The sequence below is a fragment of the Halosegnis longus genome (assembly GCF_009663395.1).
Classification (GTDB): domain Archaea; phylum Halobacteriota; class Halobacteria; order Halobacteriales; family Haloarculaceae; genus Halosegnis; species Halosegnis longus.
Map to the genome: position 1 here is coordinate 996,497 of NZ_QKNW01000001.1, position 15,830 is coordinate 1,012,326.

Consider the following 15,830-nt stretch of genomic DNA (forward strand, 5'->3'; position numbering starts at 1 on the left):
CATGGTAACGCAGTCTAGTGTCGAATCGGTTCCAGAGAGATCTATTTCTACGGCGGACGCGCCCCGGGAGATGGCCCGACAGATGTGTAAGGGGTTCGTCCACCACGACCGCAGAAACTACGATGCGGCCGTCGAGGCGTTCGAGTTCGTCGACCGACTTCAGTTTCCCCACGTCGAATCGGAGGACATCCACCTGGCCGCCACCGCGTTCGTCGACGCGCTCTGGGCGAAAGACGACGTGGAAATCGACCACCTGCGGGCCGGCAGACTCGACCGCGAGTCGCTCCGAGGGGCGGACTGGAGTCCCGTGCGAAAGGAGTTCAGAAAGCGGGCCGCGCTCTTGGGTATCGAACCGGAGTACGCGACGCTCAAGACCGATGGCTGGCGACAACACAAGCTGGGCGGCGACTACTGGACCCCGTTCCAGGAGGCCCAGATACTCGAACTCCGCGCCGCGCTGCCGGAAGCGGAGTATCCGCGGAAGCCGAAGGAGGGGCAGTCGGGACCGGGCCCGGAAGCGCTCCGCTACGTGCTCGGCGTCGAGTTGCACGATATGCACACCCCCCACCACTGGAAGCAAGCCGAAGAGGCGATGACGCCGTACTTCGAGTACGTCGTCTCCCACCACGAGAATGTCTGAAGAAATCGAAACCGAAACCGGCGATCGAGGGGGGTACAGATTCACCGACGAGCCGACGGCCACGTCTGCAACCGTCCTCGTCGTCGACGACGACGCGGCGCTGCTCGATCTGACGAAGACGTATCTAGAGCGCGAGCGGGAAGGGTTCGAGGTCGTGACGGAGGTGCGCACCGACGACGCCTTACAGCGGCTCTCGGGTTCCGCGACCAGCGTCGACGCCATCGTCAGCGATTACAACATGCCGGGGATGAACGGGTTGGAACTGCTCACGGAGGTCCGGGAGGACCACCCCGACCTCCCCTTCATCCTGTTTACCGGGAAGGGGAGCGAGACGATTGCGAGCGACGCGATCTCCGCGGGCGTGACCGACTACCTCCAGAAGGGGACCGGGTCGAGCCAGTACTCGGTGCTCGCGAACCGGCTCGGCAACGCCATCGAGACCTACCGGGTGCAAAAACAGCTGGAGCGGTCTGAAGAGAAGTTCACCAAGCTGGTCGAAAACTCCACCGACCTCATCTCCATCGTGTCCGAGGACGGCCGGTTCGAGTACGTCTCGCCGTCGTGTGAGCAGATAATCGGCTACACGCAGGAGGAGCTCATCGGCGATTCGATATTCAACTACGTGCATCCGGACGACAGACAGTACGTGATGGAGGAGTTCTTCGAAGGGGTGGAGCATCCGGAGATCACGCCGGTCATCGAGTTCCGGCTCGACCACGCCGAACGGGAGGATATCATCCTCGAGTCGCGAGGGACGAATCTGTTGGACGACGACGTCGTGGACGGGTTCGTGGTGAACACCCGCGACATCACGGAGCTGAAGCGCCGAGAGCAGGACCTCGAACAGCGCAACACACAGTTGGAGAATATCAAGGACCTCATCTCACACGACATCCGGAATCCGCTGAACGTCGCGCAAGGCTCGCTCGACCTCTACCAGGAGGAGCCTGACCAGTCTCACATCGACAACATCGACCAGGCGCTCGACCGGATGGACACGCTCATCGACCAGACGAACGTCTTGGCGGACCAGCCGCTGCGAATCGACGACACCACGACGGTCTCGTTCAAGAACGTCGTCCAGTCGTCCTGGAACATGGTTGATACGAAGGAGGCGACGCTCCGGATCGACGGGTCGAAACAGATCGACGGGGATCCGGACCGGCTCCAGCAGCTGTTCGAGAACCTGATTTCCAACGCCATCACCCACGGCGGGCCGGAGGTCACCTGTTCGGTGGGGACCGCCGAGGGGAGCCTCTACTTCGAGGACGACGGCGCGGGCATCCCCGAGACGGACCGCGAGCTGGTGTTCGAGTCCGGCTTCACGACCGAGGCGGGGAACATGGGACTCGGACTCACAATCGTCCAGCGAATCGCCTCGGCTCACGGCTGGGAGCTAGAGATTACCGACGGGGCAGACGGTGGCGCGCGCGTCCTGTTGCGCGGCGTCTCGTTCCGGCCGACGGTCGTCAGCTGAGCGGCGTTACTCGCGGGCGACCTCGTGGCGGCCGAAGCCGTAGCGGAGTCGGTTGGCCAGCCGACGGGAGAACTTCGCTCGCGTGCGCGAATCGAACCGCTCCCCGAGCGCGTCGTAGATGAGCGGGACCGCCACCTCCTGTTCGAGCGCCTCCTGGACGGTCCAGGTGCCGGTCGAGCCGCCGGCGACGTGGTCGGCCACGTCGCCGAGGTCGGTCCCCTCCTCGCGGAACGCCTCCTCGCAGAGTTCGAGCAGCCACGACCGGATGACAGCGCCGTTGTTCCAGGTTCGCGCGACGGCCTCTAGATCGAGGTCGTATCGGCCCTCGTGGAGCAGTTCGAACCCCTCGCCGTACGCCTGCATCAGCGCGTACTCGACGCCGTTGTGGACCATCTTCACGTAGTGGCCGCTGCCGGCCGGCCCCATCCGGTCGTGCCCCTCGGGACCGGTGGCGACGGCATCGAAGACGGGCGTCATCGTCTCGTAGGCCCCCTCTGGACCGCCGACCATGAGCGAGAAGCCCAGTTCCGCGCCCGCCGGGCCGCCGGAGGTGCCGCAGTCGAGATAGCGGGCGGGCGTCGACTCGGCGCGCCGCGTCGAGTCCTCGAAGTGGCTGTTGCCGCCGTCCACGACGATGTCCTGCTCGGAGAGTGACGGTTCCAGTTCGTCGAGCGCGGCGTCGACCGGGTCGCCGGCGGGGACCATCAGCCAAATGCGTTTCTCCGCGCCGAGCGCGTCCGCGAGGGCGGGAATCGAGTCGGCGGTGCCGATGCCGGCGTCGCGCGCGTCCGCGAGCGCGTCCTCGCTCACGTCGAAGGCGGTCACGTCGTGGCCGGCATCGACGACGCGGTCGGCGACGATGCGTCCCATCCGTCCGAGTCCGATAACGCCGAGGTGCATACGCGTCGGTTCGAGGGCCGGCAGGTAAGGCTCCCGGTCGCCGTGTGACACGCGATGACGTGACACTCGGCCGAAACGAAGGTGTCATCCCGACCGGTAGCCGACGGTAGGTATGAGCACCGACTCCACCGATTCGAGCATCACGGAGGGGAGTCTGGTGCGCCCGCTGTTCACGCTCGCGTGGCCCATCGTCGTCACGCAGCTGCTACAGGTCGCGTACAACATCGCCGACACCATCTGGCTGGGTCGGACGGCCTACCCGTCGGCGGCGGTCGGTGCGCTCTCGCTCGCGTTTCCGCTCATCTTCCTGTTCCTGTCGGTCGGCGGTGGACTCACCGTCGCCGGGAGCACGCTCGTCGCCCAGTACACCGGCGCGGGTGGCGATGAAGACGCCAGTAAGGCCGCCAGCCAGACGCTCGCGTTCGTCACCGTCATCGCCGTCGTCGTCGGCGCGATCGGGTATCTCTCGACCGACCTCCTGTTGGGACTGCTCCCCGCGGACCCCGAGACCGCGCGGTCGGTCATCCCGCTGGCGAGCGACTACATGCGGGTGTTCTTCCTCGGCACGCCGTTCCTGTTCGGCTTCTTCGTCTTCTCAGCGCTGATGCGCGGCTACGGCAACACCCGGATTCCGATGGCCGTCATGTTCGTGACGGTCGTGCTCAACGTCGTGCTCGACCCGCTGTTCATCTTCGGGTGGGACGTCGGTCCCCTCGACTTCCCGGCGATGGGCGTCGAGGGCGCGGCGGTCGCGACCCTGCTCTCGCGGGTCGTCGCCACCGCCATCGGGCTGGTCATCCTCTTCCGGCTCGCCGTCGGTCCACAGCTCAAGGTGGCGTATCTCAAGCTCGAACGCGAGTGGGTGAAACGCATCGTCAACATCGGCGCTCCCTCCGCGCTCGAACAGTCGACGAGCGCGCTGGCGATGATTACCCTGACCGCGATGGTCGCCTCCTTCGCCCCGCCGGTCGTGGCGGCCTACGGGCTGGGTAACCGGCTCATCTCGCTGGTCTTCCTCCCCGCGATGGGGTTGGGTCGGGCGACGAACACGATGGTCGGCCAGAATCTCGGCGCGGGCCGGGCGGACCGGGCAGAGCGCGCGGTGAAGCTCGCAGCCACGACGGGGGCGGTCGTGATGGCCGGCGTCGCCGTCGTCGCGCTCGTCTTCGCCGAGCCAATCGTCTCGGTGTTCATCAGCGCGACGACCGCGGACGCGGCCGCGACCATCGAGAACGGGGTGCAGTATCTCCGCATCCGGACCGTCGAGTTCGCGTTCATCGGCGTGTTCCAGGTCGTGCTCGGGGCGTATCGCGGGGCCGGCAACACCCGGACGGCGCTGGCCTTCTCGTTGACCGCGCTGTGGCTCGGCCGCGTCCCGACGGTGTATCTGCTCACCTTCACCCTCGGGATGGGCGCGACCGGTATCTGGATCGGGATGGCGCTCGGCAACATCGTCGGCGCAATCGCCGCGGTGGCGTGGTTCACCCGCGGGACGTGGAAGGAGACGGTCGTCGACACCGACGACGGCGGCCGGGCCGAGACGGCGTAGCTACTCGGCGTCGGCCGCGCCGACGGAGAGATACTCGTCGAGGAGGTCCTGTCGCTGTTCGAGTTCGTCGACGGTTCCCTCCCAGGCGTTTGCCCCCTTGTCGATGATGTAGGCGCGTTCCGCCAAGTCGAGGGCGAAGTCGACGTTCTGCTCGGTGATGAGCACGGTCACGTCCTGTTCGACGACCTCCGAGAGCACGTCGTAGAGGTCATCGACGATGACCGGCGCGAGCCCCTCGGTCGGCTCGTCCAGCAGGAGCAGGTCGGGACTCTGGATGAGCGCACGCGCGACCGAGAGCATCTGCTGTTCACCGCCAGAGAGGTTGCGCCCGCGATTCTCCCGGAGTTCATCGAGGATGGGGAACACCTCGTACATCTCCTCGACGGGCCGCGGCTCGCGGCCCTTGCACATGTCGCGGGCCACCTGCATGTTCTCGTGGACGGTGAGCGTCGGGAAGATGCGCCGGGCCTCGGGGACGAGCTTGACACCCCGATTCGAAATCTCGTCGACGGACTCCCCGGAGATGTCGTCTCCGTCGAAGGTGATACCGCCCTCGCGGCGGGGAATCGTGCCGGTAATCGTGCGGAGCGTGGTGGTTTTGCCGGCCCCGTTGCGCCCGAGCAGCGCGACCACCTCGTTGTGTTCGATGTCGAGGTTCAGATCGAACAGGACGTGGCTGTTGCCGTAGAAGCCGTTCACGTCGGAGAGTTCGAGCAGGCTCACGCCGACTCACCTCCGGTCTCCTCGACCTCGCCACGCTCGGACGAGGCGTCAAGCTCCTCGTCCTCGTCCAGTCCGAGATACGCCTCGCGGACGCGGGAGTCGGACAACACCTCGTCGGGTGCGCCGTCGGCGATGAGTTCCCCGTTGTCGAGCACGAGAATCCGGTCGGAGATACCCAGCACGACCTCCATGTCGTGTTCGGTGATGACGAAGGTGGTGTCGGTCTCGGCGTCGAGTCGCTCGACCAGCTCCACCATCCGGGTCGTCTCGGTGGCGTTCATCCCCGCGGTCGGCTCGTCCAGCAGGACGATGGAGGGGTCCGTCGCCAGCGCGAGCGCAATCTCCACCTTCCGCTTGTCGCCGTGCGAAAGGTTCGCACACTCGGTGTCGAGGAGGTCGGTGACGCCGACCAACTCGGCGATATCGCGGACACCCTCGGCGAGGTCGTCGTCGGTGTCGGCAATCGCCCGGAAGTCGAGGGTGCGACCGTCCCGACTGATGCGGGCGATGCGAAGGTTCTCGGCCACGGTCAGCCCGTCGAAGACGTTGTTAATCTGGAAGCCACGCGAGAGGCCGAGCGAGGCGATCTCGTGGGGCGGCTTGTCGGTCACGTCGATGAGGTCGGCCTCGCTGTCGCGGGGGCGAAGCCGGACCGCCCCGCTCGTCGGCTCCAGCCGACCCGTGAGCAGATTGTAGAAGGTGGTCTTGCCCGCGCCGTTCGGCCCGATGATGCTCGTAATCTCGTCGGCCTCGATGGAGACGTTCACGTCGTCGACGGCGACGAGGCGACCGAACTGCCGGCGGAGTTCTTCGGTTTCGAGCACCGAACTCATGCTTCAGCACCTCCGAACAGCCCCTCCGGCTTGACGAGGAGGACGGCAATCATTGCAATGAACGGGAGGAGTTCACCCGCGCCGGGGACGACGATACTCCCCACGGCGATAGTAATCCCGACGAGATACGCGCCCACGAACGCGCCGCCGAAGGAGCCGAGCCCGCCGATGACCGCGATGACGAACGCCCGGATGATGACCTGGTCGCCGAGACTGGAGGTAATCGAGAGCGTCGGTGCCGCGAGTGCACCGCCGAGTCCGGCGAGTGCCGCGCCGACGAAGAAGACGAGCGTGTAGAGCCGCGGGACGTTCACCCCCATGAGCGCGGCCATATCGCGGTCCGAGGAAGTGGCCCGCACCAGCCGGCCGATGTTGGTCGTCCGGAGCACGAGGAAGATGGCACCGAGGGTGAGCACGGACACGAGGATGACGAAGCCGCGGTAGGCCGGCAGGGCGAGACTCTCCGTGAGTCGGATACTTCCGGCCAGCAGCGCCGGCGGGTCGACGACTTTCTGCCCGGTCCCGAAGACGAACCGGACCACGTCTGTGAGTATCAACACGAACGCGAAGGTGACGAGCAGTTGATCGAGCTCCTCGCGGTGGTAGACGCGCCGAATCGCGCCGACCTCGATGAGCACGCCGACGAGTCCGGCACCGAGTGCGGCGGCCACCAGCCCGAGCCAGAAGCCGCCGGCGACCGACTGGATAGCGACGACGCCGATGTACGCGCCGATCATGAACAGCGCCCCGTGTGCGAAGTTCAACACGTCAAGGACGCCGAAGATGAGACTCAACCCTACAGCGATGAGAAAGAGCCGCCCACCGATGGACAGCCCCGTGATTATCTGGTCGAAAACCAACCCTTGGGATACCATACCGTACCACTCCAACACAATATGATTAAACCTTACGTCCGGGCAGGATTTGGAGATGACACTGATTCTCCATAGAATATAAATACCATTCATCCATATCGGGTCGTAGCATGGGAAGTGACCACACGAAACATGGTGAACGCGTTGGCGAGACGAATGGTGGACGAACGAACAGTAGTGGGACGAGTGGGGGGCGAGTGAACAGGCGGAGCTTCCTCGCGGCCGCGGGGACGGGAACCGCGGTCGCGTTGGCCGGCTGTAGCGGCGGCGGCGGTGACACCGTCAGAATCGGCGGGATGTATCTCCTGTCGGGGCTGGCACAGGCGCTGGGGACCTCCTCGGAGAACGCGGCGCGGGCCGCGGTCGACGACATCAACGAGAACGGCGGCATCAACGGTCAAGACGTAGAAATCACGATTCGCGACCACGGCAGCCAACCGGCACAGACCATCCGGAGTCTGGTGCAGGAGGACAACTCCGACGTGCTCATCGGTATCACCTCCTCGGGTGTCGGACTGGCGACGGCCCCGACCATCGAGTCGCTGGGCGTACCGTTCATCGCCACTGACATCGGGACGCCGTATCTCACGGAGTTCGACACGGAGGCGTACGGCAACTACTACGAGAGCGACGACGGAAAGGCCGCGCTCAAGCCCAACATCTTCCGGTCGACCGCGAACACCTCACACATGACCTACGGCATCGCGAAGTTCATCGCGGACAACTACGGCGCGATGCGGGTCGCGAACATGGGTCCGGACTACGCCTACGGTGAGCAGTGTTGGGAGTACTTCAAGGCCTACTCCGAGGGGCTGGGCGTCGACCACGAGTACGTCGCCAGCGAGTTCCCGTCGCTGGGTGCAAGCGACATGACGCCACAGATCAACTCCGTGTTGAGCAACGACCCGGACCTCGTGTTCACGAGCTTCTGGGCCGGCGACGCGACGACGTTCATCTCACAGGCCGCAGAGCAGGGGCTGTTCGACGAGGTGGAAGACGTGTTCGACACCATCGGCGCGGACCCGACGGTGTTCAGCGCGCTCGGCGACACCACGCCCGAAGGCATCCACATGTCGGGGTGGTACTGGCCGACCGCCTACGACAACGAGTACAACCAGGCGTTCCTCGACAAGTACGAGTCGATGTACTCCGACGAGCCGGTGCCGTCGATTCCGGGCTTCACCGGCGGCCAGACGTGGGGCGCAGTCCAGACGTACAAACAGGTCATCGAGTCGGTCGGCTCGCTCAACTCCGACGACATCGTCTCCGAGCTGGAAGGGTTCACCTTCGAGGAGGACCCGCGCGGTCCCGTCACCTACGACGCCGACAGCCACCAGGCGCAGGCGCCGGTGACGCTCGGCACGACGAGCTTCGACGTGGATGTCCCGTACGACGGTGCCGGACTCGCCGACATCCAGAAGTACACCATCACCCGCGACGAATCGCTGGAACTGCTCGACGGGAGCGGTCTCGGCCCCGGAATGTAGATGAGCGGAGCACTCGATTCAGCGCCGGACGTCGAGGGCAACGAGCGACTGCTCGCGGGAGCCGGCCTGCTCGCGCTCGTCATCGCTCCGTTCATCCTCGGGCCGTTCCAGATGGGGCTGCTCGCGGAGGTGCTCATCTTCGGCATCTTCGCGACGGCGTTCAACCTGTTGTACGGCTACACCGGCCTGCTCTCGTTCGGTCACGGGATGTTCTTTGCCGTCGCCGGCTACACGATGGCGAAGACCGTCCAGGTCGTCGGACCGATGCTCAGCTTCGGCGAACTGTTCGGCGGCGCGAGCGTGCTCGCGACGTGGCTCTTCGGGCTCGTCTTAGCGATACTAGTCACCGTGCTCGTGGCGATGGCCATCGGCTATCTGGCCGTCCAACTCGAAGAGATCTACTTCGCGATGATTACCCTCTCGTTTACGATGGCGATTTACGCCATTGCGAACCAGGATATCATCGGAACGTTGCTCGAGTTCTTGGGAATTGGCAACGGCACCTTCACCAACGGGTCGGACGGGCTGACATTCACCCTCGGAGAGGTGGACCTCTTCGGCTTCACGTTCACGCTGGTGGACATCGCCGACCCGTTCGCCTACTACTTCTTCACCATCGCCATCTTCTCGGTGACGATGTATCTGCTGTACCGCATCGTCAAGTCACCGTTCGGAACGGTGTGTAAGGCGATTCGTGAGAATCCGGAGCGGGCGAGCGCGCTCGGTATCGACATCACGCGCCACTCGTGGGTGACGTTCGTCATCTCGGGCGGCTTCTCCGGGCTGGCGGGGGGACTGCTCATCCCGCTGTTCACGAACGTCACGCCCCGGTACGCCTACTGGTCGTTCTCGGCAGAGCCGGTGTTGATGACCGTCATCGGCGGCCCGTACTCCTTCTTCGGGCCGCTGGTCGGCGCGTTCAGCTACCGCTACCTCCGATGGTTCATCAGCCGCTTCGAGATGCTGGAGGCGTACTGGCAGTTCAGCTTCGGCCTCCTCCTGCTGTTGGTCGTGCTGTTCGTCGCCAACGGCATCATCGGTGCGCCGAAACAGATTCGCTCGTGGCTCGACTCCCGCGGCGAGTAACGGCTCGCCCGGCTTTTCTATTCGACGCCGGTGGGTAGTGAGCCGACCGCTCAGTTGAACGCCTCGGGACTGACCTCGCCGGCCGACCGGTCGAGGTCCTCGGGGTCGGCGTCCTCCACGACCTCGATGCCGCGGTTGTTGACCGCGTCGGGGTCGAGACCGACCTCCTGGAGGAAGTCCTTGTAGATGCGCTCGCAGGTCTCTGCGGCCTTCTGGCGCTTGCTCGCGTGGTCACACAGGTCGGCGAGCACGACGCCCTCGGGCGTCTCGTTCTGGTAGATAATCCAGTGGTTCACGAGGTCCGACAGCCGGCGAATCGGCGAGGTGAAGTGGCCGTACACCTCGAAGTTGAGGGCGTGGTGGCCGCCGAAGGGGTCGGACATGTACTTCGCGCGGGGCATCACCTTCATCACGGCCCACTGAATCTGGTCGAGTTGGCGGCCGGGAGCCTGTTCGAGCGTCGCGTTCACGGCCTTCCGGGGGTCCTCCCACGAGCTGCCGGGAATCGAGACCCCATCGAGGTCCTGAATCTCGCGCAGCGCCTCGTCCCACTCGTCGGGCGTGGGCTGGGGGTGGACCCGGAACATCGCCTCCAGGCTGCGAACCCACTGGAGTTCGTGGGTGACGGCCTTGTTCGCCTTCAGCATACACTCCTCGATGATGGTGTGGGCGCGGTCGCGGCGGGGGTTCAACACGAGCGAGCCGTCCTCCTTCCGGCGCTCGTGGAGCTGGTCGGCGAGCTCGTGGACGAGCGAGAGCTCCTCGTGGAGGTCGGCGTCGGGGTCGTCGAGTCGGTCCTCGGCCTGCGCGTAGGTGAGTCGCTCGTCGGAGTGGATGACGGATTTGTAGATGTCGATTGACTCGTTGGCGAACGTCTCGCCGTCGATGGTCATCTCGACGGTGTGAGCGAGCCGGTCCTCGTTCGGGACGAGCGAGCAGACCGTCTCCGCGAGAATCGGCGGGAGCATGTGCATCGTGTACCCCGGCAGGTAGACGGTGTTGCCCCGTTCGAGCGCTTCCTCCCACATCGCCGTCCCCGGCTGGACGTAGTGGGTCACGTCGGCGATGTGGACCCACAGCTTGTAGTCGCCGTCGTCGGTCTTCGCGATGGAGACGGCGTCGTCGAAGTCCTGCGCGTCGGCGGGGTCGATGGTGCAGGTCGTCAGGTCACGACAGTCGGTGCGATACTCCTCGTCGATTTCCGACTGAATCTCCGCTTTGATGTCGGTCGTGCGCTCGTCGGCCTCGCGAATCACCTCACTCGGGAAGGTGTCGCGGAGTTCGAACTCCTCGAACAGCTCCTCGCGTTTGTTCTGGAGGTGACGATCTAGCTCCTCGTCGATTTGCACGGGACCCTGAGCCTCGGCGCTGCCGGGCTTGGGCGAATCGTCGGTCATGAACGAAGTTGGACGGGCCGTCAGTTAGGCGTTCCGTCGCGGCTGGGCCGCGGGGAGAGCGCGCAGTCCGTGGGTAGTGAGCCGATACTCGCAAGCGGGTCTCTCTGCGGTCGTACTGAGCATCGGGTTGGTGGACACTCGCGGCGTCCGGTCACCGCTCGCTTTCCTGTCTGGATTCGGTCGCCAGGTCGGTGTAGCGGGCGAGAAACTCAGCGCGGTCACACTCGCCGGCACCGCTTTCTTCCAACATCGCTTCGAGGTCGCCCCGCGGCTGGTGGTCGGTGTCGCGGTAACAGGACTTGCACAGAAACTCGAACTCCTTCTCTCGGCGGTCGTACCGGTCGCCGTGTTTGTCGTACTCGCGGGCGTCAGAGCGGGCGACCGTCTCGCCACAGGCGATACAGGTCACCTGTGTCGAGCGGTCGCGGCGTCCCCACATGAGACCCTGTAACGCGGGGGGTCACTTATTCTCACCGGAGACCGCGTTCGGTCTCCCACGCCCGGAGCAAGCCGGCCAGCGTGGACGCGACCGGCGTCGGCTCCGCGTGGTCTGCGACCGGGCCGACGATGGCGTCGACCTCGGTCCGGCGCTGTGCGTCGATGTCCTGCAGCATCGACGACCGGTTCGCTCGCGTGTTCCGGGCGACCCGGTCGACCGCGTCGGTCGCCGTCTCGTCGGCGAGGTCGATTCCCTCGCTCCGGGCGACGGTCGCCGTCTCGCGGGCCGCGGCCGCGGCGACCGGCCCCGCGGGCCCGTCGACCAGCGCGCCGTTCTCGGTGCGGGCGAGTGCCGTCGTCGCGTTGATGCCGACGTTGACCGCGAGTTTCCGCCACAAGAGCCGAGGCATCTCGTCGCTGGCCGTCGCGTCGAGCCCGGCCGCGTCGAACGCGTCGGCGACGCGGTCTGCCCACGCGCTCGGCCCGCCGTCCGGGTCGCCGACGGTGATGGTCCCCTCACCGGTGTAGGCGACGACGCCGGGGTCACTGCGCCGTGCCCCGTAGGTGCAGGTGCCGGCGAGCACCGGACAGTCGAGTCGGTCACGGAGGAGCGACTCGTTCCCGAGCCCGTTCTGGAGTGAGAGCACACAGCCGGTGTCGGTGTCGGCGAGGGTGGCGGCCGCGCTCGCCGTGTCGAACGCCTTCGTCGTCACGAGCGCGAGGTCACACCTCGCCGGTGCGGTCGTTTCGGCGTCGGGATGGACCGTCGTGTCGACGACGCCGGTCACGCGAAGCCCGTGGTCGTGAATCGCGCTGACGTGCGGGTCGCGCCCGACGAGCGTGACCCGGTGCTCGCGTGCGAGCAACCCTCCGAGCAGCGAGCCGAGACTGCCGGCTCCGACGACGACGACGTGCATACCGCAGCGAACACCGGTGTGAGCAAAAAGCCCCGGACGGCCGACGGCTACGTTTCGGTGGTCGTCTCGTCGAGTTCCTTGTCGCCGACGTAGATGGCCGCGCCGTCCTGGACGACCTTCTCGGCGAGCACGGCACACTTGATGCGCATCGGCGAGATCTCGACGCCGAGCATCTCGACGATGTCGTCGCGGTCCATCTCCCGGACGGCGTCGAGGGTCATCCCCTGTAGCTCCGTCGAGAGGAGACTCGCGGACGCCTGTGAGATGGCACAGCCGTCGCCGATGAAGGAGACGCCGGCGATGGTCTCGTCGTCGTCTTCGAGGTTCACGAACAGCTTGATGGTGTCGCCACACATCGGATTCTCGCCGACGTGTTCGAACGTCGCGTCGTCTACCTCGCCGTAGTTGCGTGGATTCTTGTAGTGGTCAAGAATCTGCTGGCGATACATATCGGAGCCAGTTCCCATGATACCATTTATTCGGGAATCACGGCCAAAAGGGTTGTCCTGCGCCAGAACTGTCAGAAAGATACAAATACCGCGAGAGACAGTGACGGGTGTATGACACGCCCTTCCATGACGCGCCGGACGGTGCTGTCGGCGCTCGGCGTCGCAGCGGCGGCCGGTGTCACCGGCGTCGGTGCCGCGACGGCGACACGACAGCAGGCGCTCGAACCGACACACACCGTCGAGGTGCCGGGAACACAGGAAGTCACCGTCGCCGACGACGAGGTCCACGCGTTCGTCGCCGCCGGTGACGGGCTCGTCGTCGTCGACACCGACGCCGGCGAGGTGGTCGCCCGCCGGCGCGAACTGCTCGCCGACCGCGAGAACGGTCCCGTCTCCAGTTACGCCGACTGCGTGTACGACGACGGAATGCTCGCGCTCGTCGGTCGCATCAACGGGCCGGCCGACGCGCTCAACGGGATCGTCGTCTTCGACGTGAGCGACCCGACGAATCCGACCCAACAGCGGTTCATCGCGACGAACCACGGCATCCACAACGCCGCGATGTCGGGGACGACGGTGTACGCGACGGCCGCCGGCATCGCGCCCGACTCGCCGATTATCGCCTACGACGCCACCAACGGCGACGAGCTCGGCCGGTGGTCGGTGCTCGATGCCGGCGACGGCTGGAGCGACGTGTGGCAGTATTACCGAATCAGCCACGACATCTACGCCGACGGCGACACCCTGTACACCTCACAGTGGGACGCCGGGACGTGGCGTATCGACGCCAGCGACCCCGCGTCGATGACGGCCGAGGCGAAGATCGGCGGGCTCTCCCAGTCGGAGTTGGCCGAACGCGAGACGGGCAACACGACCCAGTACATCGAGATGCCGGCGAACCACCACGTCGCCGCCCCGCATCCCGAGCGCCCGCTCGTGGCCGTCGGACACGAGGCGTTCGACTCCCCGGAGACCGAGACCAGCGGTGCTCCGGCCGGTATCACCGTCTGGGACATCTCCGACATGGAGAATCCACGCCAGGTGCAGTCGCTCGCGCCGCCGGTGCTCGAGGACAACCGACGCTCCACCGCCCACAACATCCGCTGGCGGGGCGACCGGCTCTACACCTCGTTCTACTACGGGGGCGCGAAGGTGTACGACCTCTCGGACGTGACCGACCCGCAGGTCGTCGGCGAGTACCAGCAGCCGAACGAGGCGCAGTTCTGGGCGGCCGTCCCGAACGAGGGGGGCTTCGTCGCCTCCTCGATGGGTGGCCAGACCAGCGACGGGGAGTCGTTCCCGGCACAGCTGTACGTGTTCCCGGAGCCGTCGGGCGAGGAGACCGCGCCCGCCGAGATCGGTGCCTGGCCCGGCCAGTCGAACGCGACGGTGAATCAGGTGTCGACGCCGACGCCGACACCCACCCCGACACCGACGCCGACGCCGGAGCCGACGGCCACTCCGACGGCGACGGAGACCGCGACAGCGACCGAGTCGGCGACGGAGACGAGCGGGAGCCAGCCCGGCTTCGGCGTGCTCGCGGCGCTGGCCGGCGGTGTCGTCGGAGCCTCGCGGCTCCTGCGCGGTGAGGAAAGCGAGTAAGGAAAACACCGCGGCGCTACGCAGACGCCACACCTCAACGACGGCTGTTCAGTCACCGGCGCGAACGAAGTGAGCGCCGGCTGCGTTTTTCATGAACGTTTTGCAGCCGAGTGGATTGCCGGCTACGCCGGCAATCTATTCCGTGGCGGCGGAGCCGCCACGCGGTGCGCTTCGCGCACCCGAGGCTGGAAAAGGTTCTCAGGCGAAGATCTGGCGCGCCTCGTCGACGGCCTCGACGAGCGCGTCGACCTCCTCGCGGGTGTTGTACAGATAGAAGGACGCGCGAGCGGAGGCGCTGGCTCCGAGCACGTCGTGGAGCGGCTGGGTGCAGTGGTCGCCGGCGCGAATCGCGACGCCGTAGTCGTTGACGATGGACGCGAGGTCGTGGGCGTGGACGCCGTCGATGTTGAACGCGACGAGCGGACTGCGCTCGTCGGGACCGGGCCCGTAGATTTCCACGTCGTCGTACTCGGAGAGCTGCTCGTAGGCGTACGCCGCCAGGTCGGTCGAGTGGTCGTGGATGCGGTCGATACCCACGTCCTGAACGTACTCGACGGCCTCGGCGAACGCAATCCCCTCCGAGATGGACGGGGTGCCGGCCTCGAACTTCCACGGCAGCTCGTTGAAGTCGGTGTCCTCGAACGTCACTTTGAGAATCATGTCGCCGCCGTAGAGATACGGCTCCATGGCGTCGAGAATCTCCTCTTTCCCGTAGAGTGCGCCGATACCGGTCGGACCGCACATCTTGTGAGCGGAGAAGGCGAAGAAGTCACAGTCGAGTTCCTGCACGTCGACGGCCATGTGCGGGGCCGACTGCGCGCCGTCGACGAAGATGTAGGAATCGTGGTCGTGGGCGATGTCGGCGAGCGTCGAGACGGGGTTGACGGTGCCGAGCGTGTTGGAGGCGTGGACGACACTCACCATCTTGGTGTCGTCGGTGATGAGCTCGCGGGCGGCGTCCATATCCAGGTTGCCGTCGTCGGTGATGGGGATGTAGCGACACTCGGCACCGGTCTTCTTCGCGATCTGTTGCCAGGTGACGAGCGAGGCGTGGTGTTCCATCTCCGTAAGAACGACCTCGTCGCCGGGACCGAGTTCGTTGAGTCCCCACGCGTAGGCGACGAGGTTCATCGCTTCCGTCGTGTTCTTCGTGAAGACGATCTCCTCGCGGCCGGCCGCGCCGATGAAGTCGGCGACGGTGTCGTGGGCCTCCTCGTAGGCGATGGAGGCCTCCTGACTCAGGTTGTGGATGCCGCGGTGGACGTTGGCGTTGTACTCGTAGTAGTAGTCGGTGATGGACTCGACGACGCGTTCGGGCGTCTGTGAGGTGGCGGCGTTGTCGAGATACACGAGCGGCGTGCCGTCGAACTCGCGGTCCAAGATTGGAAACTCCTCGCGGCGGGCGCTCACGTCGAGTGGCGCGGAGTGGACTCCCATTACTACATGAAGGGTACGAG

Annotated in this window: 15 protein-coding genes; 6 read left to right on the forward strand and 9 right to left on the reverse strand. The window is 65.8% G+C overall.

From position 1 onward, the window contains the following. The first annotated feature begins 70 nt into the window (after window positions 1-70). On the forward strand, window positions 71-640 hold the full coding sequence (locus DM818_RS05515) for a hypothetical protein (protein ID WP_235907917.1): 570 nt from the start codon (window positions 71-73) through the stop codon (window positions 638-640). Next, the gene (locus DM818_RS05520; protein ID WP_075937722.1) at window positions 633-2,117 is read left to right on the forward strand and encodes a PAS domain S-box protein; all 1,485 of its coding nucleotides are present in this window, start codon (window positions 633-635) and stop codon (window positions 2,115-2,117) included. The genes DM818_RS05515 and DM818_RS05520 overlap by 8 nt, the downstream gene beginning before the upstream one ends. 6 nt (window positions 2,118-2,123) lie before the next feature. On the opposite strand, the gene gnd is transcribed toward DM818_RS05520, so the two are convergent. After that, window positions 2,124-3,017 (reverse strand): phosphogluconate dehydrogenase (NAD(+)-dependent, decarboxylating), encoded by an 894-nt coding sequence (gnd, locus tag DM818_RS05525; RefSeq protein WP_075937721.1) that lies wholly within the window; start codon window positions 3,015-3,017, stop codon window positions 2,124-2,126. 112 nt (window positions 3,018-3,129) lie between these two features. On the opposite strand from gnd, the gene DM818_RS05530 reads away from it, so the two are divergent. Continuing rightward, window positions 3,130-4,566 (forward strand): MATE family efflux transporter, encoded by a 1,437-nt coding sequence (locus DM818_RS05530; RefSeq protein ID WP_197738609.1) that lies wholly within the window; start codon window positions 3,130-3,132, stop codon window positions 4,564-4,566. Here the strand turns inward: DM818_RS05530 and DM818_RS05535 are convergent, their stop codons facing one another. From DM818_RS05535 to DM818_RS05545, 3 genes are read right to left on the reverse strand one after another with little or no spacing between them, the layout of a single operon-like run. Further along, window positions 4,567-5,289: an ABC transporter ATP-binding protein gene (locus DM818_RS05535; protein WP_123123649.1), complete on the reverse strand. Its 723-nt coding sequence runs from the start codon at window positions 5,287-5,289 to the stop codon at window positions 4,567-4,569. It lies immediately after the preceding gene. Continuing rightward, entirely contained in the window at window positions 5,286-6,122 is an 837-nt protein-coding gene (locus tag DM818_RS05540; protein ID WP_075937719.1) for an ABC transporter ATP-binding protein, read from the reverse strand. The genes DM818_RS05535 and DM818_RS05540 overlap by 4 nt, the downstream gene beginning before the upstream one ends. Next, window positions 6,119-6,997 (reverse strand): branched-chain amino acid ABC transporter permease, encoded by an 879-nt coding sequence (locus tag DM818_RS05545; protein WP_075937718.1) that lies wholly within the window; start codon window positions 6,995-6,997, stop codon window positions 6,119-6,121. The genes DM818_RS05540 and DM818_RS05545 overlap by 4 nt, the downstream gene beginning before the upstream one ends. A 197-nt stretch (window positions 6,998-7,194) precedes the next feature. On the opposite strand from DM818_RS05545, the gene DM818_RS05550 reads away from it, so the two are divergent. Further along, window positions 7,195-8,484, forward strand: a complete 1,290-nt coding sequence (locus DM818_RS05550) for an ABC transporter substrate-binding protein (protein WP_075937717.1) — start codon at window positions 7,195-7,197, stop codon at window positions 8,482-8,484. Next, on the forward strand, window positions 8,485-9,570 hold the full coding sequence (locus DM818_RS05555; protein ID WP_075937716.1) for a branched-chain amino acid ABC transporter permease: 1,086 nt from the start codon (window positions 8,485-8,487) through the stop codon (window positions 9,568-9,570). A gap of 50 nt (window positions 9,571-9,620) precedes the next feature. Here DM818_RS05555 and DM818_RS05560 read toward each other — a convergent pair whose 3' ends face one another. From DM818_RS05560 to DM818_RS05575, 4 genes are all read right to left on the reverse strand, one after another. Further along, window positions 9,621-10,967, reverse strand: a complete 1,347-nt coding sequence (locus DM818_RS05560) for an RNB domain-containing ribonuclease (protein WP_153952412.1) — start codon at window positions 10,965-10,967, stop codon at window positions 9,621-9,623. Between the two features lie 151 nt (window positions 10,968-11,118). Next, a complete protein-coding gene (locus DM818_RS05565) occupies window positions 11,119-11,406 on the reverse strand; it encodes a DUF7562 family protein (RefSeq protein ID WP_075937714.1) in 288 nt (95 codons plus the stop codon). Window positions 11,407-11,437: 31 nt separating this feature from the next. After that, on the reverse strand, window positions 11,438-12,322 hold the full coding sequence (locus DM818_RS05570; RefSeq protein WP_153952413.1) for a ketopantoate reductase family protein: 885 nt from the start codon (window positions 12,320-12,322) through the stop codon (window positions 11,438-11,440). A gap of 47 nt (window positions 12,323-12,369) precedes the next feature. Then, complete coding sequence (locus DM818_RS05575; RefSeq protein ID WP_075937712.1) at window positions 12,370-12,789, reverse strand: iron-sulfur cluster assembly scaffold protein; 420 nt, start codon at window positions 12,787-12,789, stop codon at window positions 12,370-12,372. A gap of 93 nt (window positions 12,790-12,882) precedes the next feature. On the opposite strand from DM818_RS05575, the gene DM818_RS05580 reads away from it, so the two are divergent. Further along, entirely contained in the window at window positions 12,883-14,373 is a 1,491-nt protein-coding gene (locus DM818_RS05580; protein ID WP_143823810.1) for an LVIVD repeat-containing protein, read from the forward strand. Window positions 14,374-14,571: 198 nt separating this feature from the next. Here the strand turns inward: DM818_RS05580 and DM818_RS05585 are convergent, their stop codons facing one another. Continuing rightward, entirely contained in the window at window positions 14,572-15,810 is a 1,239-nt protein-coding gene (locus DM818_RS05585) for an aminotransferase class V-fold PLP-dependent enzyme (protein WP_075937710.1), read from the reverse strand. Between the last annotated feature and the right edge of the window lie 20 nt (window positions 15,811-15,830).